Here is a 25,350-nt window from a genome sequence, read left to right on the forward strand (position 1 = left end):
CTAGCTCACGAAAATATCTTCAGTGCATGGAAATTGGTGTGATAACTTTGTCAGCATCGCAACATAAGCAATCTGACGCACTCGCTGAGAGGAAGACGATAATGACCCCGTTTATGACTGAAGATTTCCTGCTGGATACCGAATTTGCCCGCCGTCTGTATCATGATTACGCTAAAGACCAGCCGATCTTCGATTACCACTGCCATTTACCACCGCAACAAATTGCGGAAAACTACCGTTTCAATAACCTGTATGACATCTGGCTGAAGGGCGACCACTATAAGTGGCGTGCGATGCGTACCAACGGCGTTGCTGAACGCCTTTGTACTGGCGATGCGTCCGATCGTGAAAAGTTTGACGCGTGGGCCGCCACAGTTCCGCACACTATCGGTAACCCGCTGTACCACTGGACCCATCTCGAATTACGTCGCCCGTTTGGTATTACAGGTAAGTTGCTGTCTCCGGCAACGGCTGACGAAATCTGGAACCAGTGCAACGAACTGCTGGCGCAGGATAAATTCTCCGCGCGCGGCATCATGCAGCAGATGAATGTGAAAATGGTCGGTACCACCGATGACCCGATTGACTCTCTGGAGCACCATGCGGCCGTTGCTAAAGACGGAAGCTTTGATGTGAAAGTGTTGCCGAGCTGGCGTCCGGATAAAGCCTTTAACATTGAGCTGGCGACCTTTAATGACTATATGGCGAAACTCGGTGAAGTGTCAGATACCGATATCCGTCGCTTCAGCGACCTGCAGGTTGCACTGACCAAACGTCTGGATCACTTCGCGGCGCACGGCTGCAAAGTCTCTGACCATGCGCTGGACGTGGTGCTGTTTGCCGAATCTAACGAATCGGAGCTGGACAGCATTCTGGCCCGTCGCCTGGCTGGTGAAACCCTGAGCGAGCATGAAGTGGCGCAGTTCAAAACCGCCGTTCTGGTGTTCCTCGGCGCAGAATACGCGCGTCGCGAATGGGTGCAGCAGTACCACATCGGTGCGCTGCGTAATAACAACCTGCGCCAGTTCAAGCTGCTGGGCGCGGATGTTGGCTTTGACTCCATCAATGACCGTCCGATGGCGGAAGAACTGTCCAAACTGCTGAGCAAGCAGAATGAACAAAACCTGCTGCCGAAAACCATTCTGTACTGCCTGAACCCGCGTGATAACGAAGTGCTGGGGACGATGATCGGTAACTTCCAGGGCGAAGGCATGCCGGGGAAAATGCAGTTCGGTTCCGGCTGGTGGTTCAACGACCAGAAAGACGGGATGGAACGTCAGATGACGCAGCTGGCGCAGCTCGGCCTGCTGAGCCGTTTCGTCGGCATGCTGACTGATAGCCGTAGCTTCCTGTCTTACACCCGCCATGAATACTTCCGTCGCATCCTGTGTCAGATGATTGGTCGTTGGGTTGCCGCAGGTGAAGCGCCTGCCGACATCCAGCTGCTGGGTGAAATGGTGAGAAATATTTGCTTCAACAATGCGCGTGATTACTTCGCCATTGAACTGAACTAAGGTCTGGGTGACGGTATGCAATACATCAAGATCCATGCGCTGGATAACGTCGCAGTTGCGCTTGCTGATTTGGCTGAAGGAACCGAAGTCATCGTCGACGATCAGGTGGTAATCCTGCGTCAGGCAGTCTCTCGTGGTCATAAATTCGCTTTACGCGATATTGCGAAGGGCGAAAACGTCATCAAATACGGTTTGCCAATCGGCCACACGCTGGTGGACGTTGCGGTGGGTGAGCATATACATGCCCATAACACCCGCACCAATCTGAGCGACCTGGACACGTATCGCTACCAACCGGATTTCCAGGCCGAAGTCACGCAGCCTGCCGATCGCGATGTGCAGATTTATCGCCGCGCGAACGGTGACGTTGGGGTGCGTAACGAACTGTGGATCCTGCCAACGGTAGGCTGCGTTAACGCGATGGCGCGTCAGATGCAGAACCGCTTTTTGAAAGAGACCAACGACGCCGAAGGTATCGACGGCGTGCATCTCTTCAGCCACACCTACGGCTGTTCACAGCTGGGTGACGACCACATTAACACCCGCACCATGCTGCAAAACATGGTGCGCCATCCGAATGCGGGGGCGGTGTTGGTCGTTGGTCTGGGCTGTGAAAACAACCAGGTGGATGCCTTCCGCGAAACTTTAGGTGAGTTCGATCCTGAGCGCGTTCACTTTATGGTCTGCCAGCATCAGGAAGACGAAGTGGAAGCGGGGATTGAACATCTCCATCAGTTATACAACGCGATGCGTAATGATAAGCGTGAGCCGGGTAAACTGGGCGAGCTGAAGTTTGGTCTGGAATGCGGCGGCTCTGACGGCTTGTCCGGTATTACCGCCAACCCGATGCTGGGGCGTTTCTCTGACTACGTGATTGCGAACGGCGGCACCACGGTGCTGACCGAAGTGCCGGAAATGTTCGGCGCCGAGCAGTTGTTGATGGACCACTGTCGTGACGAAGAAACTTTTGGCAAGCTGGTTACGATGGTCAATGACTTCAAGCAGTACTTCATTGCCCATGACCAGCCGATCTACGAGAACCCATCGCCGGGTAACAAAGCGGGCGGTATTACCACCCTGGAAGATAAATCGCTCGGCTGCACCCAGAAAGCGGGGTCCAGCAAAGTGGTTGACGTTCTGCGCTACGGCGAACGCCTGAAGACGCACGGCCTGAACCTGCTGAGCGCGCCGGGTAACGACGCGGTCGCCACCAGCGCGCTGGCGGGCGCGGGCTGCCACATGGTGCTATTTAGTACCGGACGTGGAACACCGTACGGTGGTTTTGTGCCGACAGTGAAAATCGCCACCAATAGCGAGCTGGCGGCGAAGAAAAAACACTGGATCGATTTTGACGCCGGACAGCTGATCCACGGTAAAGCGATGCCGCAACTTCTGAGTGAGTTTGTTGATACCATCGTTGAGTTCGCCAACGGCAAGCAGACCTGCAATGAGCGCAACGATTTCCGGGAACTGGCAATATTTAAAAGCGGCGTAACGTTGTAATTACCCTTCATCTTTCGCGCGGCAGCTGCGTTGACTGCGTTCATTCACCCCGGTCACTTACTTCAGTAAGCTCCCGGGGATGAGCGAACTTGCCGCCTTGCTGTGGCACGAAATCGATTGGGTAATCGAAATGGAGTGGATTTAAAAAACGGCGTTTCATCATTTGGAACGCCGTTTGTTTTTGCATTACCTGATAAGGATCATTCATGACCGCGTATTGGCTGGCCCAGGGCGTAGGTGTCATCGCCTTTCTGATCGGCATTACCACCTTTTTCAATCGTGATGAGCGCCGGTTCCGGCTGCAACTGGCCGTTTACAGCGCCACCATTGGCGTGCATTTTTTTTTGATGGGCGCCTGGCCTGCGGGAATGAGCGCCGAGCTCAACACCATCCGCACGCTCGTCTCAATGCATACCCGCAAACTGTGGGTAATGGCCGTTTTTATTCTTCTCACCCTGGTTCTCGGGCTGGCAAAGTTACAGCATGCGATGGAGCTGTTGCCGATAATCGGCACGCTGGCCAGCACCTGGGCGCTGTTTCGCTGCCAGGGGTTAACCGTGCGCTGCGTGATGTGGTGCGCAACCGCCTGCTGGGTTATTCATAATTTCTGGTTGGGATCGATTGGCGGGACGATGATCGAAGGCAGCTTTCTGGTGATGAATGGCCTGAACATTATTCGCTTCCGGCGGATGCAAAAACGCGGAATTGATCCGTTCAAAATTGAAAAAAGCGTACAAGAAAAGAGCCCCTCCGCCCGATAACGGAGGGGCGCAGGGATTAGCCGCGCAGAGCGTTATTTGCCAGACGTTCGTCTTCAGCCTGGCAGGCTGCCGCGGTAAACAGAACGTCAGTAGAAGAGTTCAGCGCCGTTTCACAGGAATCCTGCAGTACGCCGATGATGAAGCCAACGGCTACCACCTGCATGGCGATGTCATTTGGGATACCAAACATATTGCATGCCAGCGGGATCAGCAGCAGGGAGCCACCTGCCACGCCCGATGCGCCACAGGCGCACAGCGACGCCACCACGCTCAGTAACAGCGCCGTCGGTAAATCGACCGGAATTCCCAGTGTATTCACCGCCGCCAGCGTCAGTACGGTAATGGTGATCGCCGCGCCCGCCATATTGATGGTGGCGCCAAGCGGGATAGACACCGAGTAGGTATCACGGTCCAGATTCAGCTTCTCACACAGTGCCATATTCACCGGAATGTTGGCGGCAGAGCTGCGGGTAAAGAAAGCGTATACGCCGCTTTCGCGCAGACAGGCCAGCACCAGCGGATATGGGTTACGACGAATTTTCCAGAATACCAGCAGCGGGTTGACCACCAGCGCCACTAGCAGCATACAGCCTACCAGCACGGTCAGCAGATGAGCATAGCCCCACAGCGTGGCAAAACCGGTGGTTGCCAGGGTAGAAGAGACCAGGCCGAAGATACCGATCGGGGCAAAACGGATCACCAGCTTCACCATAAATGTGACGGCGTTGGACATATCATTGACCAGGTTTTTGGTCGTTTCATTACCATGGCGCAGCGCAAAGCCCAGACCAACGGCCCATACCAGAATACCGATATAGTTGGCGTTAAGCAGGGCATCAATTGGGTTGGAAACCATGCTCATCAGCAGTCCACGCATCACTTCAACAATACCGGATGGCGGCACGATATCGCTGGCGCTGCTGGAAAGATGCAGTGTAGACGGGAAGGCGAAGCTGAAGACGACGGCCGCTAACGCGGCTGAAAACGTTCCGAGCAGGTAGAGGAACAGAATCGGGCGGATGTTGGTTTTTTGCCCGTGCTGGTGGTTGGCGATAGAGGCCATTACCAGCATCAGAACCAGAATTGGCGCGACGGCTTTTAATGCGCCGACGAATAGCGTACCCAGCAGACCAACGGCTTCTGCCGCAGGTTTTGACACCAGTGCAAGTAAAATCCCCAGTACCAAGCCGATCAAAATTTGTTTAACCAGGCTCCCTTGCGCCAAACGCGAGAGTAGCCCCGATGAACGTTGCGTAGTCATGTCGTGATCCTTTCATTGTGTTGTTGCTCATCCATCGTGCGTTCTCAGGACGCATCTTTCTGGATGTAACAAAGTGTTTGCCTGGTTGAGTATAAGGAAAGATAAAGCTTCGGGAAGAGAAATATGCTGGATTCCACGTTGAGATCATATTTTATAACTTTGAGTTAACATTATTTTGACATGATAAACAAAAAGCCCAACGCACGCAGTGTGCCGTCGGGCTTTTCAGCTAGCAGATAAAGTTACTGTATTTGCTGCTTTTTATCGTGCTGGTGGTTGACCCACGCGTTGACAATCAATGTCACAAACAGGATGCCAAATACCACGCCTAGCGAGATAGCGATCGGGATATGGTAGAAATCGACGATCAGCATCTTAATACCGATAAACACCAGAATGACCGCCAGACCGTACTTCAGCATGGAGAAACGCTCCGCCACGCCCGCCAGCAGGAAGTACATCGCGCGCAGACCCAAAATAGCAAACAGGTTCGAGGTCAACACGATGAACGGGTCGGTAGTGACGGCGAAGATTGCCGGAATACTGTCGACGGCAAAAATCACGTCGCTCAACTCAACCAGAATCAATACCAGCATCAGCGGCGTGACAAACAGCAGCCCGTTCTTACGCACGAAGAAGTGCTCGTTTTCGATGGTATCGGTCATGCGCAAATGGCTACGTAGCCAGCGTACCAGCGGTTTGTCGCCAATGCCTGATTCATCCTCTTTTGCCAGCGCCATTTTCACCCCGGTAAACAGCAGGAACGCGCCGAACACGTACAGCAGCCATTCAAACTGGGTGATAAGCCAGGTGCCAGCGAAGATCATGATCGTACGCAGAACAATGGCTCCCAGCACACCATACACCAGCACCCGACGCTGCAATGCAGGTGGTACGGAGAAGTAACTGAACAGCATCAACCAGACGAAGACGTTATCTACAGCCAGCGATTTTTCAATTAAATAGCCGGTAAGGAACGCCAGTGCCTGCGGGTCAGCAACGGCTCGGCCCTGGGTTTGCGCCAGATACCACCAGAAGGCGGCGTTAAACAGTAACGACAACGTTACCCAGACGATGGACCAGGCCGCAGCCTGCTTCATCGACATCGTATGCGCACCACGACGCCCCTGCAACAGCAGGTCGATGGCCAGCATAATTACCACCACGACAGCGAAGCCACCCCATAACAACGGTGTGCCAACAGTATTCATTGTATTTCCCCATGCATAAAAAAAACGGCCAACGCCGAATGACGTTAGCCGCTGCTTTTTATGCATAGACCTTGCCATTCGGCAAGGTCTCACTTACAACAACAAAGGAATACGATGGCGTATTCCTTTGTTATCGCCCGGTGACCGGATGTGGTTTTTCACACATCGTAATGACGATCAACCGACAACGAAGTTACTCCCCTTTGCGGGTTACAAAATATTACAGGCCATGCTTTCAGTCAATGGCCTGCAACATTCCATTTACACACTTTTACGCAGTCAGCGAGGTTACCGTTTCGTCTGCCGGGAAAACCACGCCGGTCTGGCGGCGAATCTCCGTTTGCAGTTTAGCGGTGATACGGCTGACGGCCAGTGCCGGGTGATCCACTTCGCCGGATTCAACCAAATGAGCAAACGCCTCTGCCTCATACAGCATAGTATTGATGTGCTGAGGCGTCGTCAGATCCTGTGTTTTCCCCCCGCGCGGAACGAAGCACACTTTTTGACATTCGGAGATGTGCTCGATCACCAGCGATCCTGACTCGCCCTGAATTTCACTGGCTAATACCGAGTCGCTGACTTTTGAGTGCTGAAGCGTGACGCTAAAGTCACCGTAATTCAGCACCACCACGCCGTGGGCGTCCACGCCGCTCTCCAGCAGGCTGGCGCTGGCCTGAACGCTCTGCGGCTCACCCCATAGCGCAACCGCTGAGGCCAGGCAGTAAAAACCAATATCCATAATCGAGCCATTTGAGAACGCTGGATTAAACGTATTTGGATTTTCACCGTCCAGATAGCGCTGGTAACGTGAGGAGTACTGGCAGTAATTGATAAATGCTTTTCTGATTCTTCCAACTTTGGGTAGCGATTGCTGCAACAACAGGAAGTTAGGCAGGCTGGCGGTCTTAAATGCTTCAAACAGTACCACCTGGTTTTCGCGCGCGCAGGCGATAGCGGCTTCGGCTTGCGCCAGGTTTGAGGCCAGCGGTTTTTCGCAAATAACATGCTTTTTGTGCCGCAAAAACAGCTCTGTCTGCGGGAAATGCAGAGAGTTTGGACTGGCGATGTAGACGGCGTCAATCGCCTCGCTTTGCGCCATCGCTTCCAGTGAGGTAAACAGATGCTCAACGGGGTAATCGTTGGCGAAGGTCTGCGCCTGCTCAAGGCTACGGGAATAGACTGCGGTTAACTTATATTTGCCGGTTTCATGGGCGGCATCGACAAACTGGCGGGTGATCCAGTTTGTGCCAATTACTGCGAAACGTATCATAAAGGCCTTCAGGCTGTGGAAAGGGATTCTTTCGTCAATTTAGCATGCCCTGAAGACAAAGCCAGTGCGCTACGGCGCAGTTTGCTTTAACGAATGTTGCGTTAACCACAGGCGGGTATCGAACTCCAGTTGATGATACTGAGGCTCCATATGGCAGCACAGCTGGTAAAACGCTTTGTCGTGCTCTTTTTCTTTCAGATGCGCCAGCTCATGCACGACGATCATGCGTAAAAAGGGTTCAGGGGCATTGCGAAACACGGTGGCGACGCGGATTTCTGCTTTAGCCTTTAGCTTACCACCCTGCACACGAGAGACGGCGGTATGCAGGCCCAGCGCATTTTTCAGAACGTGGATCTGACTGTCATACATGACTTTATTCAGTGGTGGGGCGTTACGCAGAAACTGATTTTTCAGATCCTGAGTATATTGCCAGAGCGCTTTGTCGGTCGCGAAATCATGCGTACCCGGATAGCGCTTCTCCAGCACTGCGCCCAGACGCTGTTCAGCAATCAGCGTTCTCACCTGAGAAAGCAAATGTTCCGGGTAGCCCTGGAGGTAAGTTAGTTGGTTCATTCATGTCCCATCCACTTCATCCTTCAAGCTGCCTCTGTGTTGGCTGCGTTCGCGCACTCCAGTCACGTACTTATGTACGTGACTGGGGATTCACTCACTTGCCGCCTTGACGCAACTTGAATGATTTTGTGTATTCAAAATGTTGTATACTCACGCACCCTTTTCAGGGATACGCCGAAATTTTACCATTCAGGAGGGCCGATGAGCCACATAGACAACGGTTTCCGTTCGCTGTCACTTAAACGTTTCCCGGAAACGGATGACGTTAACCCGCTGCTGGCGTGGGAAGCAGCAGATGAATATCTGCTGCAACAGCTGGACGATACCGAGATTAGCGGCCCGGTGCTGATCCTGAATGATACCTTTGGTGCGCTGGGCTGTGCGCTGGCGGAACATACGCCGTACAGCATCGGCGATTCCTACTTAAGTGAGCTTGCCACCCGCGAGAACCTGCGTCACAACGATATTGCCGAGTCGAGCGTCAAATTCCTCGACAGTACCGCTGAATATCCGCAGGCACCGGGCGTGGTGCTGATTAAGCTGCCAAAAACCATGGCGCTGCTCGAACAGCAGCTGCGCGCGCTGCGTGAAGTGGTGACGCCGCAAACGCGCATCATCGCGGGCGCGAAGGCGCGCGATGTGCATACCTCGACGCTGGAGCTGTTCGAAAAAGTGTTGGGGCCAACCACCACGACGCTGGCGTGGAAAAAAGCCCGTCTGATCAACTGCACATTCAGCAAACCTGAGCTGGCCACTGCCTCGCAAACGCTGAGCTGGAAGCTGGAAGGCACTGACTGGACTATCCATAACCACGCCAATGTTTTCTCCCGTACCGGACTGGATATCGGCGCGCGCTTTTTTATCGAGCATTTGCCGGAAAACCTCGAAGGGGAGATTGTTGACCTCGGCTGTGGTAACGGCGTCATCGGTATGACACTGCTGGCGAAGAACCCAGAAGCCAGCGTGGTATTTGTTGATGAATCGCCCATGGCGGTGGCTTCTAGCCGTTTGAACGTGGAAAGTAACATGCCGGAAGCGATGGATCGCTGTGAGTTTATGATCAACAACGCGCTGTCTGGTGTCGAACCGTTCCGCTTTAACGCCGTATTGTGTAATCCGCCGTTCCACCAGAAGCACGCGCTGACCGATAATATCGCCTGGGAGATGTTCCACCACGCCCGCCGCTGTCTGAAAATCAACGGCGAGCTGTACATTGTGGCTAACCGTCATCTCGACTACTTCCACAAGCTGAAGAAGATTTTTGGCAACTGCGTGACCATCGCCACCAATAATAAATTCGTGGTGCTGAAAGCGGTCAAAACCGGTCGTCGTCGTTAAGCCCTTGTGCCGGATAGCGGCTAACGCCTTATCCGGCCACCGGGATACAATTTGTTAAATCTCCAGCGCCAGCCTCGTCCCTTGCGCAATAGCGCGTCGGGCATCCAGTTCCATCGCCACGTCGCAGCCGCCGATCAGATGCACCGTTTTACCCGCTGCGTGGAGCGGATCGACCAGCTCACGGCGCGGCTCTTGTCCGGCGCAAATCACCACGTGATCCACGTTAAAGATCACCGGTTCGCCGTTCAGCACAACGTGTAAGCCATCATCATCAATTTTCTGATAACTGACCGCCGGGATCATTTTCACACCGCGTGAGAGTAAGGTGGCGCGATGGATCCAGCCTGTCGTTTTACCTAAACCTTGCCCCGGTTTGCTGGCTTTGCGTTGCAGCATCACTATCTGGCGTGGGCTGCGGGATAAATGCGGACCTTCCGGGCGTAAGCCGCCAGGCTGTTGCAGGCTGGTGTCGATTCCCCATTCCACGCAGAACTCCGCAATGTTCTGGCTGGTGGGATCGCCTGATTGGCTCAGGTACATGGCAGTATCGAATCCTATCCCGCCGCAGCCAACGATCGCCACGCGTTTGCCCACCGGCGTTTTATCGCGCAGGACGTCAAGATAGCTCAGTACTTTAGGGTGGTCGATCCCCTCGATCGGTGGCATGCGAGGCTCGATCCCGCTGGCAAGGATCACTTCGTCGAAGATGTGCAGATCGCGTGCGCTGACAAAATGATTCAGCTTCAGCGTCACGCCAGTCACGTCGATCATCCGGCGGTAGTAGCGCAGGGTTTCATAGAATTCTTCTTTGCCGGGGATCTGTTTGGCGATATTAAACTGCCCGCCAATCTCACCATGCGCGTCAAACAGCGTCACGTGATGCCCGCGCGCAGCGGCATTAATGGCGAAGGCGAGGCCCGCAGGGCCCGCGCCAACCACCGCCAGATTTTTCGGCTGAGTGGCCGCAACGATCGGCATTTTGGTTTCATGGCAGGCGCGAGGATTCACCAGGCAAGAGGTAACTTTGCCGACGAAGATCTGATCCAGGCAGGCCTGGTTACAGCCGATACAGGTGTTGATCTCATCCGCTCGTCCGGTTTGCGCTTTTGACAGCAGTTCGGCATCGGCGAGGAACGGACGGGCCATCGACACCATATCGGCATCGCCACGGGCCAGAATGTCATCGGCGACCTGGGGATCGTTAATACGGTTGGTGGTGACCAGTGGGATTGTCACATGGCCTTTCAGCTTACGCGTCACCCAACTAAACGCGCCGCGCGGTACCGGGGTCGCAATAGTGGGAATACGTGCCTCATGCCAGCCAATACCGGTGTTAATAATGGTGGCGCCTGCGGCTTCTATCGCTTGTGCCAGCTGGACGGTTTCGTCGAAGGTTCCACCGTTTTCCACCAGATCGAGCATCGACAGACGGAAGATGATTATGAAGTCATGGCCCGCACGCTGGCGTACTGCCCGTACCACCTCAACGGCAAAACGCATGCGGTTGGCATACTCGCCGCCCCATTGATCATTGCGCTGATTGGTGCGCAGAGTCAGGAATTCATTGATGAGATACCCTTCGGATCCCATCACTTCAACGCCATCGTAGCCTGCTTCCCGCGCCAGTTGGGCGCAATGGGCAAAATCTTCAATCAGTTGCAGCACTTCATCATGCGTCAGTTCATGTGGCGTAAAACGGTTGATTGGCGCCTGAATAGCGGAAGGCGCCACCAGATGCGGCTGATAGCTGTAACGCCCGGTATGCAGGATTTGCAGGGCGATTTTGCCGCCTTCGTCATGCACGGCATCGGTAATGACGCGATGGTGTGCGAGCTGGCTGCTGTCGTTCAACATCGCGCCGCCTTCCATCCCCACGCCGGAAAGCGCAGGCGCAATACCTCCGCTCACAATTAACGCGACTCCGTGACGGGCACGTTCGGCGTAGAACGCGGCCAGCCGTTCAGCGCCATCAGGGTACTCTTCCAACCCGGTATGCATTGACCCCATCAGCACGCGGTTTTTAAGCGTAGTGAAGCCTAAATCGAGCGGGGCGAACAGCGACGGATAGCTCATAAAGGTGTCCAGTATGTAAAATTATTGTTATGTGGTCGGATGAGTTCTAATTTAGCCGTCGTGGCGTAAAAGGGAAAAGGGGAATGCCGTGATTGTGATGGGATTCAAAAAAGAGGCTCTCCTTTACAGGAGAGCCAATTGACGTTACTGCTGTTTTAGAAAATCGTTATACAGCATATAAAGATGCGCTGCGCTCCAGGAGAAGTTCGGCGCGCCCTGTTGCGCACCGGTTAGCGGGTTATAGTTCTCCTGAATCGGACCGTCTGCGGTAAGGCCTTTGGCGTGGCTGAAGAAGGTATCTGCCAGTTTTAACGCTTCATCGCGATAGCCATAACGCTCCATCCCTTTTAGCCCGAACCAGAACTGATCCACCCACACACGCCCACGCCAGTAAATGTCTGCACCGAAGGCCGGGTTGGTCAGCGCTGCCGTACCAAGCGGGACAAAGGTGTTGAACTCTTTGGGATCGAGCATCACCTTAACCACCGCGTCCGCATGGGGCTGCGTTGCCGCCCCGTTAAACAGCGGCGACCAGCCTTCCGGCCCTTTGCCGCGTTCGACGATTGGTTTGCCCGCACAGCCATTAGCCAGCGGTTTATCTTCAATACGAATGTCGTAATAGAAGTGTGTTACCGGGTCGAACATACAGGTATTGATGTAATCGGCGAGTTTTTTCGCCAGCGCCTGGTAGCGTTTGGCATCGTCGGCTTTGCCGAGAATTGTCGCCATTTCTGCCAGATAGTGATTATCGCTATACATGTAGCTGGCCTGATCGACCGATTCCTGCAGCAGCGAGTAACCCAGTAACCTCCCGTCGTTACTGCGATTATCGGCAAATTTCACCACCCAGTCGCTGCGTTTCCCACCCTTAGCGACGTATTTATCCAGTTGCTCTTTGTCGATAAAACCGAAGACTGCCGCATCGTCACGCCCGGATTCCCAGGAGGCGGCAACCTGTGCTGGGATCTCGAGGCTGTCATACTGGCCTTTACTGATGATATTGGCGTAGTTTTTCAGCCCGGAAAGGGTCTCTTCTTTGTCGCCTTTTTTCACCGTGAACAGCATTTCACCGCTGTCGGTATTGTGAGCTTTATCGCGCGTTGCGCCATATTCAGGTACGCCGTTGCCGTTATGATCGCGGTTTCGTAGCCACCAGTCGTGATATGCAACCAGCTTCGGATACATCTCTTCGAGCCAGGCCTTGTCCTTGGTGACGTTGTAGACCTCCATCACCGACCAGGCCGCCAGGCTTGGCTTGGTGTTGCGTTCGTTCCAGTTGCCGCCGTCGCCGCCGCGCTCGGGGCTGAGGTTCCAGGCAATCAGGTCGGGAATGAATCCGGCGTCCTGCGCGCGAACGGGATCGCCGGGTTTTATCTGCCATGAAAAGACGGCACGAATGTTCTCTTTAGCGATCTCCGGGTTAAAGTGCGCCATGGCGAAGGCTTGTTTCCAGGTGTCCCACGGCCAGGTCTGGTTGCCGGAGAACCAGCGAGCGGTAACGGACGGCGTCACAGTATTGTGTTTTACCGCGCCGCCCGGCGAGCGCCAGTTACCATTCAGCGTCTCGATCGCCTTCACCGCCACTCGGGTTTGTTCTGGCGTGGCATCCGGGTTATTTAAGCCTTTCTTGAGATAGTCGTCCCAGCGCTGCTGCGAAGCGAGCATGTAGGAAGAGGGACGCGCCAGAATATCGCGGATCTGCGGCTGCTCTTTGCTGACTTCCCGCGCGGTCAATAAGTGTGAATAGGTGGTGTAGAACGTGGTAGAGCTGTTGATATGCGCTTTGCTGGTGAAGCGAAGACCGTCGACGGCTGTTTTCATCGGCAGCGACTTATGCACCTGATATTCTGATTCGCCGGAGGTGAGCAAATCCCAGGTTGAACGCACTTTGCCGAACGTGACTTTCAGACCGTCGTGGGTGGCGGTGATTTTGCGCTGATAATCAGGATACTCTTCATCGACGGTTTTGGTTGATGTCGGCTGCCCGTCTTTTGCCTCCACTTTTTCCAGAAGCTCGCCATCCCACACCAGATCCAGCGGCGAGTTGCTGATGATTTTGGTTTCCAGCAGCGAGGTGCGCGGACTGGCGAAGCGTAGCGTCATCTCTATCTGTACATCTTTTGATGACAATTTCTGTACCAGCGCCCCTGGAATGCTGTAAGCCTCGAGGGTGAAATTGACCTTTTTACCCTGCTGGTACACTGTCAGCCGGTCAAAATTATTGGCCATGAAGTTGATGTACTCTTCGGTCAGCAGTGCGACGCCAGGAAAGCCGCCCATGGTATCCGGGCCATCTGGCAACAGATGCCCGTGCCATGAGCCGAGGTCGAAAAAGGGATTAAAGCGCTGGTGGTCGTCGTGATCGTAGTCATGCATGTAGTCCGGTGCACCGGTGCGATTAATGATGTTTTTAAACTCGTTAGCGCTGGCGGCATGCTCAGAGACGCTCATCAGCAGGAGACAGGCCAGCGGCGTAAGAAGAAGTTTGATGTTCATGGGTTCCGATCCTTGTTACCAATAGAAATATTGCATCAGGAAGATTTGGTCGCTCGGGTCACCAGAGGCATTCTGCATATAGAACCGGCTGTCGAAGGCGGTAGCGAAACGTCCGCCGCCGTATTCATACCAGATACCGAACTGCATAAAGGACGTAGTTTCTTCCTCGGCGCGATCCGGTCGGTGTTTGGCGTAGCTATATGCGGTGGAGAGATAAACGCCTTTTAGCGCTTCATACATCGCGCTGATCATATAGCCGGTCTCGGTGCCGGATACATCCAGCCCGTCGGCGCGACCCGTGTGGTGCCACGCGCGGGCGGCGAAGTTGGGGGTGAGGATACCGGTCAGGAACAGCTGTCCGGTACCGTCCGTTATCTCCAGACCGTTCATCCAGGTTACGCCTTCAGTCAGGTCGTACTGGATGTAACCGTTCATCATGGCCGGATAGGTATATTTATCGTCGTAGCGATCGTATTTACCAAAGTGCAGCCAGGCTTTGCTTTCATCGTGGTGTCCGGCGGGGGTGGCGGTCACGCTATAGCGCAAAGGGCCGGTCAGGTTTTGCACCTTAATGGCGGTCATAATGTCTCGGGTATTCGGAATAACGTAGCCCAGGTCTGGCGTGAAATCTCCCCACCATTGCAGGTCATCCAGCGAGGAGTCCTGGCGCAGACTGAGCATCATCTCTGTTCCAGCATCGGTACGGTAACCACCGTAAAAGCGGTTGATCCCGCCTTCGAATCCGCCCCAGCTATGGTCAGGAACCCAGGCATTGCCTTGATGGTCGGCCTGCACGGTCCAGCCCTCGCCGTAGATCAGACCAAACCATGAACCGTGTTTTATCTCCAGACCACCTTCAATGTAGGTACCGTCGCTGTATTTATGCTTATCTTTTCCTTCTAAATCCATATATCCCCCCATGCCCAATTCACCATAAAAACGAAATGAGGGGGAGGTTATGGCAGGTGTTTTCGTATCATCGTGTTCAGCAGGGCGAACTTCTTCTGCACCCAGAGAGGAGACGCAGAAAAAGGGCAGGGCAATAATTGCCCTGCAATATTGGCTAATGTTATTCATGCTCCGATCCTAAGCAAATAAAATATAATTTTTATTGTTATAGCCTTAGCGAATATTGTTTATTGTTATTATGCTTTAATCATTAATTGATATTTGAAGCGGGAGCAGCCTCAATAGCTTTTTCTTCTTTGGTTAACCCTTTAATGTATTTACTGTATTTCCACCAGGCAAAACCGAGGAAAATAACAATTCCACCGACGTTATAAAAAATAATGGTTATGATATTCCCGCCGGTCGGGAAGGTAGAGGCAATAAAGCCGATGGTGAACAGGACGATCAGCATTGATACCACAATAATGCCGGTTTTTTGCGAACCCATACGGAAGTCGCGCGGCAAGTGGTCCAGTTTTGCGCGTAGATTCAGGTAGGCCAGCATAATAAACAGCGGCGGCAGCATCGATGCGGCGGCGGTCATGTTGATGATGGTGTTCATCAGGTCCTGCACGGTATTAGAGCCGAGCGTTGGTATAATCATCAGTGGGATAACGATCAGAAACTGGATCCACGCTGCGCGGGCCGGTACGCCGTTTTCATTCAGTTCGACGGTTTTTTTACCGAAAATACCCGCCGGAATTTCAGAGAAGAAGATCTTCACCGGCGTAGCGGTCCACATCAGCAGAGAGCCGAACATCGCGGTAAAGGAGACCAGGCCGACAAAGCGGTTAACGATGAGTTCCGGCAGGCCAAAGTATGCCGCCAGACCGTGGAATACCTGCACCGATCCACCAGTGAACTTCAGTTCTTTGCTGCTGACGAAGACGTTGATCAGCACCGAGGAGATGGAATAAAGCACGCCGATAAAAATCCCGGCAATGATAATGACCTTCACGAACGATTTTGACCCGCCCTTAACGTCGTTGACATACACCGCCACGGACTCCGCGCCGCCTGCCGCCATGAATATCCAGGTGGTAATACCGAGGAACGCCCAGTTAAAATTCGGGATCATTGCATCAACGGTGATGGGGTCAGCAGGCTGCACGCCGCCCACCAACGCAGTACCCGCCAGTAAAATGTAGGACAGCGTCAGCAGCAGCATCAGCGTGGAGGTGACGGAGGTAATCGGCCCCAGCATTTTTGCGCCGTTGGTCGAAACCCAGGTCGAGAAGGCAAACAGCACCATACTTAACACGGTGGTGGCGAACGGTGTCAGAATGTATTCGTAGCCTAAAAATGCGTAGGAGGCATAGGCGATAACGCGGGGCAAAAGCGAGGTGAAAAAGAACAGGTTAACGAACCAGTAGGTGTAGGCGGTAATAAAGGCCCAGCGCCCGCCCAGCGAGCTTTTCACCCATGCGTAGACACCGGCTTCGGAGTTTTTATTCAGCGAAACAAATTCGGCGATGATTAAGCAGAATGGAATAAAGTAGAAAATTGTCGCGAGGAAAAACATCGGTGCGGATGCCAGACCAAGCTCAATATTATTGTTGATAACGTTATTAAAACTATAAACCGCGGCAAAGGTGAGTGAAAGTAAGCCGAACTTGCCGATGGTATTACGTTTGGTATCAGACATAGCACATCTCCGATTCCTGATTATTATAGGGTACTGGCGGCGCAACGTCGGCGCCGCCTGTGTTTTTTATTTATTATGAAAATAACCATCTTCGATGGTGACTTTGAGTACGACTTTCTTCACTACGCTATTACAGATAAAACGATAGGCTTCATGGTTGTCACAAATAACCATTTGTCCTTCGTGCACTTCTACGGTTTTTCCGCAGCCTTTCAGATATTCGCGATCGGTTTCATCGCGATAATATTCAACCACCTGGAGATCTTCTTTGGCGGCATACTCTATTTTTTGCTGTCCTTGCAGGTAGTAATGGATCTCAAAATAACGACGATGACCGGTAAACAGCGCATCAGTTGCAGAGTCTGTCTCTACGCGGTAGCTCAGAGAATCACCGATAGAGTGAGCGACACCAGGTTGAATATTGTCAATATTTTCAATGGCCTCAACGCAACGTTGCCATTTCCGACCCGAAGCAAAGCGTTGCTGGAACTGCTCTAAGTTGTCGATGATCCTCATTTTGTATTCTCGCTGTGCAAATTCGTGGAAAAGAACCCGGTGCCAAAGGCGCAGTTGGCGGTGGCTTGAGCGCCAGACTCACTGCCGGAAACCGGCAACAACGTGAAGCCGTAGCTGAATGACGTAAACCAGACTCGCCAGGAATCAAGTACCTCACTTCCCCACGAGTTAGACCCTAAGCCCAGTAGCTGATGGTCCAGATTGAGGGTGATGTCATCGCTGCGCTGCAGCTCATTGCAGTGCTGTGCAGCAAAGATATTTTCTGGCGTATAGCGCCAGGCGCTCAGGTTGACAGGGCACTGCGGAATCACCAACAGACCGTTGCCGTGACGATCGGTTAGCGTTGCCCAACGCACGTCCTGACGATTGCCGTTGTTTTGCGGGAACGGATAATTCTCGAACATCTCATCCACACTGCTGCGCCAGATATCGATGATGTTGGCTTGTTGACTGTCGCCATAGTTTTCACCAGGACCACGTCCGTACCAGGCCACCTGTCCCAAATCACCGCTGATGCCCATCGTGAAGCCAATGCACGGAATAATGTCCCGGTATTCGCCGTAAGGCTGGCCGGAAAGCTCCACGTTCAGCTGACCGTCTGCGGCAATCCGCCAGCGGTAGGTGCAGCGCATACCGAAATCAAATACCGGCGGGGCGATAATCGTCTGGCTGGTTATCAGCAGCGCATCTTCGGTTTGCTCAAAAGTAAAGTCGCGCAAATGCTCCTGCATTATCTGTATATGATTTGGCTGCCAGAGGCCTTCGAACTCTTGCTTGTGGTTATCTATGGTTGGTTTGAAGAAATTAATCCTCGGCTCGCGGGTAATCAGCTCTTCACCATTGACGTTCCAGCTAATGGGTTTACCGGTCAGCTTTGAGAAGATCAGATGGAAGTTATAACCGCGAACGGTGCAGCTCTGGCGGTTCTCTTCCAGCGTCAAAGGGGTGGCGTTTTGCAGACTGAACGGTACGGCAGTCGCCGTTCTGGCCTTCAGCGGGAACTGATAAGTCGCGATGTGATGCCCGGCTTCGCTGTATAACGTGCGGGAATCTTTCGTCACGGTGACGTTGAGGAACGTCTCGCGCGCATCCAGCTCAGGCAGTGTGCATTGCAGCAGCGTATCGCTGTTGGGTGCGACCTCGCGCAGTTTCATTTGTTGGCTGGAAAGCGTGTCGCCTTCAGCGCGGACCTCAATATGCAGGGTGTAGTCGTCAAGCGTGGTAAACCACAGTTTGTTTTCTACCCGCAGCTCGCCGCGAGCCAGATCCTGCGCGCGCACTTTTACTGGCGCAATGACCTGCTTGTACTCTTGCAGACCCGGGCCTGGGGTTTGATCGGAATAAATCAGGCCATCAAGGCAGAAGTTGTAGTTGTTCGGGTAGTCGCCGTAGTCACCGCCATAGTTGTACCAGAGGTTACCGTCGTCATCTTTGGCCTGAATCCCGTGATCACACCACTCCCAGACATAGTGTCCCTGAATGCAATCATGCTGATAGAAGACGTTCTGATATTCCGTTAGCCCGCCGGGGCCGTTGCCCATTGCGTGAGCATATTCGCAGATGATGCGCGGTTTAGGATGTGGGTATTCACCAAACTCATTCATCAGCGGTACGCGGGTGTACATGGTGGAAATGATATCCACCACTTCGGCGTCACGATCTTCTTCGTAATGGATCAGACGCGTGTCATCCAGCGCTTTTGCCGCGTGGTACATGGCGCGAATATTACAGCCGTAGCCGGATTCATTGCCGAGCGACCAGATGACGATCGACGGGTGGTTTTTCTGCGCGTGGACGTGGCGTACGATGCGCTCAACATAGACATTTTCCCACAGCGGATCGTCGGTGATCCGGCTGATATCGCCGATATTAGCGAAGCCGTGAGATTCAACGTCGGTTTCGGCCATGACGAACAAACCGTAGATATCGCACAATTCATAGAAACGTGGATCGTTCGGGTAATGGGCGGTGCGTACGGAGTTGATGTTGTGCTGCTTCATTAACAACAGATCTTTTTCCACGCGATCCATACCAACCGCGCGGCCCTTAAGATGATCGTTGTCATGACGGTTGACACCATGCAGCATGACATAGCGGTTATTGATGTAAAACAGACCGTCGCGAACGTTGATATCACGGAATCCGATGCGCTGCGGCACAACCTCAAGGATGTTGCCGCTGGCATCTTTCAGGGTCATTACCAGATGATAGAGATACGGTGATTCCGCAGACCACTGGTGCGGCTTGCTGACCTTGAAATTGAACGCGGTGCGGGTGAGCTTATCCACCGTCAGAGCGTTAATCACGCCGTTATGCAGCGTCTGCTCACCGTCAAACAAAGTGTATTCGAGCGATGCCATCGTTGGCGTGGAGGCGATATTTTCCAGCACGATGTCGCAGGAGAGGGTGGCATCGCGATAGTCATCATCGAAATCGGTACGAACGGTAAAATCCTGGATATGGGTCGCCTGTTTACCGACCAGATAGACGTCGCGGAAAATTCCCGCCGACCACCACATATCCTGGTCTTCAATGTAAGTGGAATCAGCCCATTGCATAACGCGAACGCACAGCAGGTTGTCACCGGTCTTCACCACTGCGCTGATATCAAACTCGGCCGTCAGGCGACTGCCTTTGCTGAAGCCAACGTACTGACCATTCACGTAAACTTCGAAGTAGGTTTCTACGCCATCAAATTTAATCAGCGTTTGTTTGCCCTGCCAGCCTTCACTGAGGGAGAAAATACGCTGGTAGGCGCCGGTAGGGTTATTGGTCGGCACGTAGGGGACATCAATCGGGAAAGGAAAACCTTCGTCGGTATACTGCAGCTTGCCGTGTCCTTCCATCTGCCACATGCCGGGGACGGTGATGCTGCCCCAGTCGCTCATAAACTGCGACGTAAAGGCTTCCGGCACCTGCAGCGGATGCTCAAAGAACTGGAAATTCCACTGACCGCTCAGCAACTGAAAGAGGCTGCTGGTTTCGCGGGCAAACGAGCGGGCCTGCGCAACGGAGTCGTAAGAGAAAAAATATGCGCGTGGCGCCAATCGATTTTCGTGGGTGAGCTGAATGTTTTCCCAGCGATTCATAAGGCCTCCCGGTGGAGAAAAATCGAAACCATTCATTGTAATGGTGAGTAAGGATAATTGATGATGATTTTAGTAAAAGTTTTACTAAAATATAGCGGGTGAGATGATTTACTTTAACTGGATCACGAAAATAATTCGGGCGCAGAAAAGAATGCATGACAATGCGCGCCCGGCTTCAGTTGAAACCGGGCGGATAAATGGGGGATTTTAGCGGGTAGTACCGCGCAGTTTCAGCTTGCTGGGAACAAAAACCAGCAGAGGAAGCGCACGTCCATCGCGGGCTTTCTCAAACAGCAGGTTGACGCCCTGACTGCCCATCATTTCTGAATGGATGCGCACGGTGGAAAGCGGAGGAAAGGTGAAGCGCGCCGTCGGGATATCATTAACGCTAATCAGCGAAATGTCCTGCGGAATGTTCAGACCACGCTCGTGAATGGCGCGGAGAACGCCAATAGCAATCGAGTCAGAAGCCACAAACAGGGCGCTGGGATAGTCGGCTTTCGCTAGCATTTTTTTGGCCAGCTCATAGCCTGATGAACTGGAGAAGCCGCCGCGATAGATATCCTGTTCAGAAACGACCTGCTGCAGGCGACCGTATTCGACAAACGCGGCTTCGCGGATATCAGCCTTGCCAGGCTGATCTTCGCCACCGATGAAGCCAATGCGGGTGACGCCCTGGGCGATGAAGTAGTCGATGCTCTCTTTACTGATGCGGGCCAGATCGATATCGACAGCGTCATATTCGCTGCCGGGTTCATGAAAATCGATAAAGCAGATGTTGTCGGTAAGCGCTGTTGCCGCCTCGCGCAGCGCAGGAGAAGGCTTGCCAACAATAAGAATGCCGGTAATGTTTTTGTTCTCCGGCAGCCCACTGTGCTCATAGCAGTTGGTCAGTTCAATCCCCAGCTTCTCGCACTGGGTTTCAATCCCATGGCGGATCGCGAGATAGTAAGGATCGTTGATTTCCAAATCCTGCTGATAGCTGTAGAGCGCCAGAATATGCTGGAGGCCGAGCGCGCTGGTCTGGTTCTTACGGGCGCTGCTGGTTTTGTACTCCAGCTTTTCCGCGATCTCCAGAATGCGATGCTTGGTCTCTTCTTTTACATTCAGCGTGGGGTCATCGTTTAAAACCCGGGACACTGTCGCCAGGGACACGCCAGCTTCGATTGCGATGTCTTTAAGTGTTGCCATGTTTGCCTTTTCCCTGAGTTACCTGCGCATTGTAAATGAAGCGCTTATCTATTCATCTGTTTTCAGTAAAAAAAGCACGTTTAATTGACATGCTCGGGGTAAAACTGGGCTTGCAGAGTGTGATGAGTGCGTCATTTTCCCGCTTTTAAGAACAATGCCCGGAAAATAGTTTGCTAGTATTTAGTAAAATTTTACCAAAGGAGAAAACAATGGATACCGTCGCATTTGCTGATTTTGCCCGCATGGAAATACGTGTTGGAAAAATCGCACAGGTAAAGCGCCATGACAATGCCGATAAGCTGTATATCGTGCAGGTTGATGTGGGAGAACGTACGCTGCAAACCGTGACCAGCCTGGTACCTTATTACAGCGAAGAGGAGCTGATGGGGAAAACGGTGGTGGTACTGTGTAATCTGCAAAAGGCCAAAATGCGCGGTGAGACATCAGAGTGTATGCTGCTGTGCGCTGAGACGGACGATGGCAGCGAAAGCGTGCTGTTAACGCCAGAACGCCTCATGCCTGCAGGCGTACGGATTGTTTAAATTGTGCTGCCTTATCCGGCCTACGTTTGTAAACGCAGGCCGGACAGACATCTTTTACACCTGCTCCACGCTCACCCGTAATGCTGCCAGGGCTTTGCGCGTCGATCGTAATACCAGATCGCATTGTTCGATCGTTAACGTTAACGGCGGTTCGATGCGGATCGTCTTGGCATTATTCAGCGTGCCGGCAACCAGCACCCGCTGGCGGAACATCTCACTGGCAAAGTTGTAGCCGATTTCATTATCGACAAACTCGATTGCCATCAGCATGCCCTTGCCGCGTACATCATGCACCAGGTCCGGATATTCCCGCGCAAGCTGGCGGAAACCATCCAGCAACATATCGCCTTTCTGCTCCGCCTGGGCCGGTAAATTTTGCTCCAGCAGGACGTTAATGGTGGCCAGCGCAGCCGCACACGCGAGCGGATTGCCGCCAAAGGTGGTGGTATGCAAGAAAGGATTGTCGAACAGAACCGAGAACACCTCTTCGGTGGCAATGGTTGCGCCAATCGGCATCACGCCCCCGCCCAGCGCTTTAGCCAGGCACATAATGTCGGGCTGCACGTTTTCGTGCTCGCAGGCGAACATTTTGCCAGTACGACCCATGCCGGTTTGTACTTCGTCAAGGATCATTAGCGCGCCATACTCATCGCAAAGTTTACGAACGGTGGTCAAATACCCTTGCGGCGGCAGGATCACGCCTCCTTCACCCTGGATAGGTTCAAGGATCACAGCTGCAACGTCATCACCGGTTTTTTTACACTCACTGAGCATAGTGCGCAGCGCGTTAACATCGCCAAACGGCACATGACGGAAACCTGGCAGCAGCGGCATAAAGGGTTTGCGGAAAGTTGATTTCGCTGTGGCAGAGAGCGCGCCCAGAGATTTGCCGTGAAATGCGCCGCTGGTGGCAATAAACGTAAATTTACCGCGCGGCGATTGATACGCTTTCGCCAGCTTCAGAGCGGCTTCAACCGACTCGGTCCCGCTGTTACAGAAAAAACTGTATTTCAGTTTACCGGGTGCCAGTGCGGCAAGGGTCTTTGCCAGCATGGCCCGCAGAGGGTCAAGTAACTCCTGGCTATGCAGAGGTTGTTTCGCGAGTTGATTCTGTACGGCGGAAACCACGACTGGATTACGGTGCCCCACGTTGAAAATTCCAAAACCACCCAGGCAATCAACGAACTCCTGTCCCTGGGTGTCGACAAGCGTATTCAGGCTTCCCGCTTGCCACTCTACGGCTCCGTAATCCCCGCCTGCAGTTACAGATTTTCGATACTCTAAGAACCCCGGATTGACATGCTCCTTGAAGTATTCAATCACCTCTCGGTTTAATGATTTCATTTCCTCATGATCAAGCGTGCGCTTTTCGATGAGATTCAGTGCGTGTGCGCTGCAGGCCAGGGCCGATGCGCTGGAAGGTAACCTGTTCAAAATATGCTCCCGGAGCTGGCGTATCACATGATACTGAATTAAGTATTGCAGGGATTGCGCCATTCCGGCGCGCTTAGCAAAAATCGGGATAAACACCAGGAAACATCTTATTTGTGCAACATTTAATGCCATATTTTAACATTTGCTGGCATTTTGCCCAAGTTCAGACTGCGAAAACAGATCGGAAACTCCCTTTTCTGCGCTAAAAATGAGCAAGTTTCGCACTGTGACGGTGCATTGGTAGAAGTGCAATGGAATAGTTTCTGATTGAAAGTATTTTAAATCAATGGATTAGAATGCGTATAGATTTTGAGGTTTAATCGCAAATTGCGATCTAAATCAAATTTAACAACTAAAGATAAAAAAATTATCGCCGAAATAACATAAGCCGAAAGAGTTAACAACCAGATAACCTGCACAGGACGCAATCATGTCTTCTCATCCCTACGTTAGTCAGCAAAATACACCGCTGGATGATGATATCACCCTCATGTCGACCACCGATTTACAAAGCTATATTACCCATGCGAACGACACTTTCGTTCAGGTCAGCGGCTATCAACTGAATGAGTTGCTCAATAAGCCGCACAATCTGGTTCGTCATCCGGACATGCCAAAAGCGGCGTTTGCGGATATGTGGTACACCCTGAAACAGGGCGAGCCATGGAGCGGGATTGTGAAAAACCGGCGTAAGAATGGCGATCACTACTGGGTGAGAGCCAATGCGGTGCCGATGGTGAGGGAAGGACATGTAACCGGGTATATGTCGATTCGTACCCGGGCAACTGACGAGGAAATTGCGACGGTAGAGCCTTTATATAAGGCGCTGAATGAAGGGCGTTGCAACCGACGTATCCATAAAGGACTGGTGGTACGTAAAGGCTGGCTGGGGAAGCTCCCGGCACTGCCGATTCGCTGGCGGGTGCGCAGTGTAATGGCGTTCATGTTTATTGTACTGGCGGCTGCGTTGCAACAAATGGGCGCGGAATGGTCGTTACTGCTGATGAGTGCGCTGGTAATGATGCTGGGAACGGCGATTTTCGAATGGCAGATTGTGTGCCCTATTGAGAATGTCGCTCGTCAGGCGTTGAAAGTGGCGACCGGTGAGCGAAACAGCGTGTCGCATCTTAACCGCAGTGATGAACTGGGTCTGATGCTTAGAGCGGTCGGGCAACTGGGGCTAATGTGCCGCTGGCTCATCCATGATGTCTCCAGCCAGGTGAGTTGTGTGCGCAGCGACAGCGAAACGCTGGCGAAAGGTAGCGATGATTTAAACAAACATACGCAGCAGACCGTTGAGAACGTGCAGGAAACGGTGGCGACCATGAACCAGATGGCGGCATCGGTGAAACAAAACTCACAGACCGCCGCCGCGGCAGATAAGCTCTCCATCGCCGCCAGCAGCGCGGCGACACACGGTGGTGAGGCGATGGATACCGTCATCAAAACCATGGACGACATCGCCAACAGCACCCAGCGGATTGGTACCATTACCACGCTGATTAACGATATTGCCTTCCAGACCAACATTCTGGCTTTGAACGCCGCCGTTGAAGCCGCACGGGCGGGTGAGCAGGGGAAAGGATTCGCCGTGGTGGCGGGAGAAGTTCGTCATCTTGCCAGCCGCAGCGCCAGTGCAGCCAATGATATCCGCAAGCTGATTGATGCCAGCGCCGATAAGGTGCAGTCCGGATCCGACCAGGTTCACGCCGCAGGGCGCACGATGGACGATATTGTGGCGCAGGTGCAAAACGTGACTCAACTGATCGCCCAAATCAGCCACTCAACGCTGGAACAGTCGGATGGTCTTTCCAGCCTGACCCGCGCGGTGAATGAACTGAGCAACATTACGCAGAAAAACGCCGAACTGGTTGAAGAGAGCGCCCAAATTTCTGCGATGGTGAAACATCGCGCGGGGCGTCTGGAAGACGCAGTCACGGTTCTGCACTAAGAATCACAATGCAGGCGAAATCCAGGGGAATGGG

Annotated in this window: 18 protein-coding genes; 6 read left to right on the top strand and 12 right to left on the bottom strand. The window is 53.1% G+C overall.

What is annotated here, in order from left to right; translation table 11 throughout:
- The first annotated feature begins 101 nt into the window (after positions 1-101).
- The 3 genes from uxaC (at position 102) to NMD08_RS03190 (ending at position 3,778) form a co-directional block, all read left to right on the top strand.
- Entirely contained in the window at positions 102-1,514 is a 1,413-nt protein-coding gene (gene uxaC, locus NMD08_RS03180) for a glucuronate isomerase (RefSeq protein WP_151224388.1), read from the top strand.
- 15 nt (positions 1,515-1,529) lie between these two features.
- Positions 1,530-3,017 carry a UxaA family hydrolase gene (locus tag NMD08_RS03185; protein ID WP_370619495.1) on the top strand — a complete coding sequence of 496 codons (1,488 nt, stop codon included), beginning with the start codon at positions 1,530-1,532 and terminating at the stop codon, positions 3,015-3,017.
- Positions 3,018-3,223: 206 nt separating this feature from the next.
- A complete protein-coding gene (locus tag NMD08_RS03190; protein WP_210905423.1) occupies positions 3,224-3,778 on the top strand; it encodes a YgjV family protein in 555 nt (184 codons plus the stop codon).
- 16 nt (positions 3,779-3,794) lie between these two features.
- Here NMD08_RS03190 and sstT read toward each other — a convergent pair whose 3' ends face one another.
- The 4 genes from sstT to NMD08_RS03210 all read right to left on the bottom strand — a co-directional run bounded on the left by sstT (position 3,795) and on the right by NMD08_RS03210 (position 8,093).
- The gene (gene sstT, locus NMD08_RS03195) at positions 3,795-5,039 is read right to left on the bottom strand and encodes a serine/threonine transporter SstT (protein ID WP_151217812.1); all 1,245 of its coding nucleotides are present in this window, start codon (positions 5,037-5,039) and stop codon (positions 3,795-3,797) included.
- A gap of 242 nt (positions 5,040-5,281) precedes the next feature.
- Complete coding sequence (locus NMD08_RS03200) at positions 5,282-6,250, bottom strand: TerC family protein (protein WP_151217811.1); 969 nt, start codon at positions 6,248-6,250, stop codon at positions 5,282-5,284.
- Between the two features lie 271 nt (positions 6,251-6,521).
- A complete protein-coding gene (locus NMD08_RS03205) occupies positions 6,522-7,520 on the bottom strand; it encodes a Gfo/Idh/MocA family protein (protein WP_151217810.1) in 999 nt (332 codons plus the stop codon).
- A 69-nt stretch (positions 7,521-7,589) separates the two neighbouring features.
- Positions 7,590-8,093 (bottom strand): M48 family metallopeptidase, encoded by a 504-nt coding sequence (locus tag NMD08_RS03210; protein WP_370619497.1) that lies wholly within the window; start codon positions 8,091-8,093, stop codon positions 7,590-7,592.
- A 201-nt stretch (positions 8,094-8,294) separates the two neighbouring features.
- Between NMD08_RS03210 and rlmG the strand changes: the two genes are divergently transcribed.
- Entirely contained in the window at positions 8,295-9,431 is a 1,137-nt protein-coding gene (gene rlmG / locus NMD08_RS03215; RefSeq protein WP_151217808.1) for a 23S rRNA (guanine(1835)-N(2))-methyltransferase RlmG, read from the top strand.
- A 54-nt stretch (positions 9,432-9,485) separates the two neighbouring features.
- Here the strand turns inward: rlmG and NMD08_RS03220 are convergent, their stop codons facing one another.
- From NMD08_RS03220 to ebgR, 7 genes are all read right to left on the bottom strand, one after another.
- Positions 9,486-11,504, bottom strand: a complete 2,019-nt coding sequence (locus NMD08_RS03220) for an FAD-dependent oxidoreductase (RefSeq protein ID WP_151217807.1) — start codon at positions 11,502-11,504, stop codon at positions 9,486-9,488.
- A 144-nt stretch (positions 11,505-11,648) separates the two neighbouring features.
- Positions 11,649-14,000: an alpha-glucosidase gene (gene ygjK, locus NMD08_RS03225; RefSeq protein ID WP_286543355.1), complete on the bottom strand. Its 2,352-nt coding sequence runs from the start codon at positions 13,998-14,000 to the stop codon at positions 11,649-11,651.
- A gap of 15 nt (positions 14,001-14,015) precedes the next feature.
- The gene (gene ygjJ, locus NMD08_RS03230; RefSeq protein WP_210905421.1) at positions 14,016-15,077 is read right to left on the bottom strand and encodes a protein YgjJ; all 1,062 of its coding nucleotides are present in this window, start codon (positions 15,075-15,077) and stop codon (positions 14,016-14,018) included.
- A gap of 82 nt (positions 15,078-15,159) precedes the next feature.
- Positions 15,160-16,593 carry an amino acid permease gene (locus NMD08_RS03235; protein ID WP_187253295.1) on the bottom strand — a complete coding sequence of 478 codons (1,434 nt, stop codon included), beginning with the start codon at positions 16,591-16,593 and terminating at the stop codon, positions 15,160-15,162.
- 66 nt (positions 16,594-16,659) lie between these two features.
- Entirely contained in the window at positions 16,660-17,109 is a 450-nt protein-coding gene (locus NMD08_RS03240) for a beta-galactosidase subunit beta (protein WP_151217805.1), read from the bottom strand.
- Positions 17,106-20,198: a beta-galactosidase subunit alpha gene (ebgA, locus tag NMD08_RS03245; RefSeq protein WP_370619500.1), complete on the bottom strand. Its 3,093-nt coding sequence runs from the start codon at positions 20,196-20,198 to the stop codon at positions 17,106-17,108. The genes NMD08_RS03240 and ebgA overlap by 4 nt, the downstream gene beginning before the upstream one ends.
- Positions 20,199-20,405: 207 nt before the next feature.
- Complete coding sequence (gene ebgR / locus NMD08_RS03250) at positions 20,406-21,389, bottom strand: transcriptional regulator EbgR (protein WP_151217803.1); 984 nt, start codon at positions 21,387-21,389, stop codon at positions 20,406-20,408.
- Between the two features lie 209 nt (positions 21,390-21,598).
- Between ebgR and NMD08_RS03255 the strand changes: the two genes are divergently transcribed.
- Positions 21,599-21,931: a tRNA-binding protein gene (locus NMD08_RS03255; protein WP_016157522.1), complete on the top strand. Its 333-nt coding sequence runs from the start codon at positions 21,599-21,601 to the stop codon at positions 21,929-21,931.
- Between the two features lie 54 nt (positions 21,932-21,985).
- On the opposite strand, the gene ygjG is transcribed toward NMD08_RS03255, so the two are convergent.
- Positions 21,986-23,365 carry a putrescine aminotransferase gene (gene ygjG, locus NMD08_RS03260; RefSeq protein ID WP_187253292.1) on the bottom strand — a complete coding sequence of 460 codons (1,380 nt, stop codon included), beginning with the start codon at positions 23,363-23,365 and terminating at the stop codon, positions 21,986-21,988.
- 430 nt (positions 23,366-23,795) lie between these two features.
- Between ygjG and NMD08_RS03265 the strand changes: the two genes are divergently transcribed.
- On the top strand, positions 23,796-25,316 hold the full coding sequence (locus NMD08_RS03265) for a methyl-accepting chemotaxis protein (RefSeq protein WP_370619502.1): 1,521 nt from the start codon (positions 23,796-23,798) through the stop codon (positions 25,314-25,316).
- Positions 25,317-25,350 lie beyond the last annotated feature (34 nt).

The organism is Citrobacter meridianamericanus (genome assembly GCF_041320245.1).
Taxonomy (GTDB): Bacteria; Pseudomonadota; Gammaproteobacteria; order Enterobacterales; family Enterobacteriaceae; genus Citrobacter; species Citrobacter meridianamericanus.

Coding starts and splice junctions, on each gene's coding strand:
- uxaC (WP_151224388.1), top strand. CDS start 102: ATGACCCCGTTTATGACTGAAGATTTCCTGCTGGATACCGAATTTGCC.
- NMD08_RS03185 (WP_370619495.1), top strand. CDS start 1,530: ATGCAATACATCAAGATCCATGCGCTGGATAACGTCGCAGTTGCGCTT.
- NMD08_RS03190 (WP_210905423.1), top strand. CDS start 3,224: ATGACCGCGTATTGGCTGGCCCAGGGCGTAGGTGTCATCGCCTTTCTG.
- sstT (WP_151217812.1), bottom strand. CDS start 5,039: ATGACTACGCAACGTTCATCGGGGCTACTCTCGCGTTTGGCGCAAGGG.
- NMD08_RS03200 (WP_151217811.1), bottom strand. CDS start 6,250: ATGAATACTGTTGGCACACCGTTGTTATGGGGTGGCTTCGCTGTCGTG.
- NMD08_RS03205 (WP_151217810.1), bottom strand. CDS start 7,520: ATGATACGTTTCGCAGTAATTGGCACAAACTGGATCACCCGCCAGTTT.
- NMD08_RS03210 (WP_370619497.1), bottom strand. CDS start 8,093: ATGAACCAACTAACTTACCTCCAGGGCTACCCGGAACATTTGCTTTCT.
- rlmG (WP_151217808.1), top strand. CDS start 8,295: ATGAGCCACATAGACAACGGTTTCCGTTCGCTGTCACTTAAACGTTTC.
- NMD08_RS03220 (WP_151217807.1), bottom strand. CDS start 11,504: ATGAGCTATCCGTCGCTGTTCGCCCCGCTCGATTTAGGCTTCACTACG.
- ygjK (WP_286543355.1), bottom strand. CDS start 14,000: ATGAACATCAAACTTCTTCTTACGCCGCTGGCCTGTCTCCTGCTGATG.
- ygjJ (WP_210905421.1), bottom strand. CDS start 15,077: ATGAATAACATTAGCCAATATTGCAGGGCAATTATTGCCCTGCCCTTT.
- NMD08_RS03235 (WP_187253295.1), bottom strand. CDS start 16,593: ATGTCTGATACCAAACGTAATACCATCGGCAAGTTCGGCTTACTTTCA.
- NMD08_RS03240 (WP_151217805.1), bottom strand. CDS start 17,109: ATGAGGATCATCGACAACTTAGAGCAGTTCCAGCAACGCTTTGCTTCG.
- ebgA (WP_370619500.1), bottom strand. CDS start 20,198: ATGAATCGCTGGGAAAACATTCAGCTCACCCACGAAAATCGATTGGCG.
- ebgR (WP_151217803.1), bottom strand. CDS start 21,389: ATGGCAACACTTAAAGACATCGCAATCGAAGCTGGCGTGTCCCTGGCG.
- NMD08_RS03255 (WP_016157522.1), top strand. CDS start 21,599: ATGGATACCGTCGCATTTGCTGATTTTGCCCGCATGGAAATACGTGTT.
- NMD08_RS03265 (WP_370619502.1), top strand. CDS start 23,796: ATGTCTTCTCATCCCTACGTTAGTCAGCAAAATACACCGCTGGATGAT.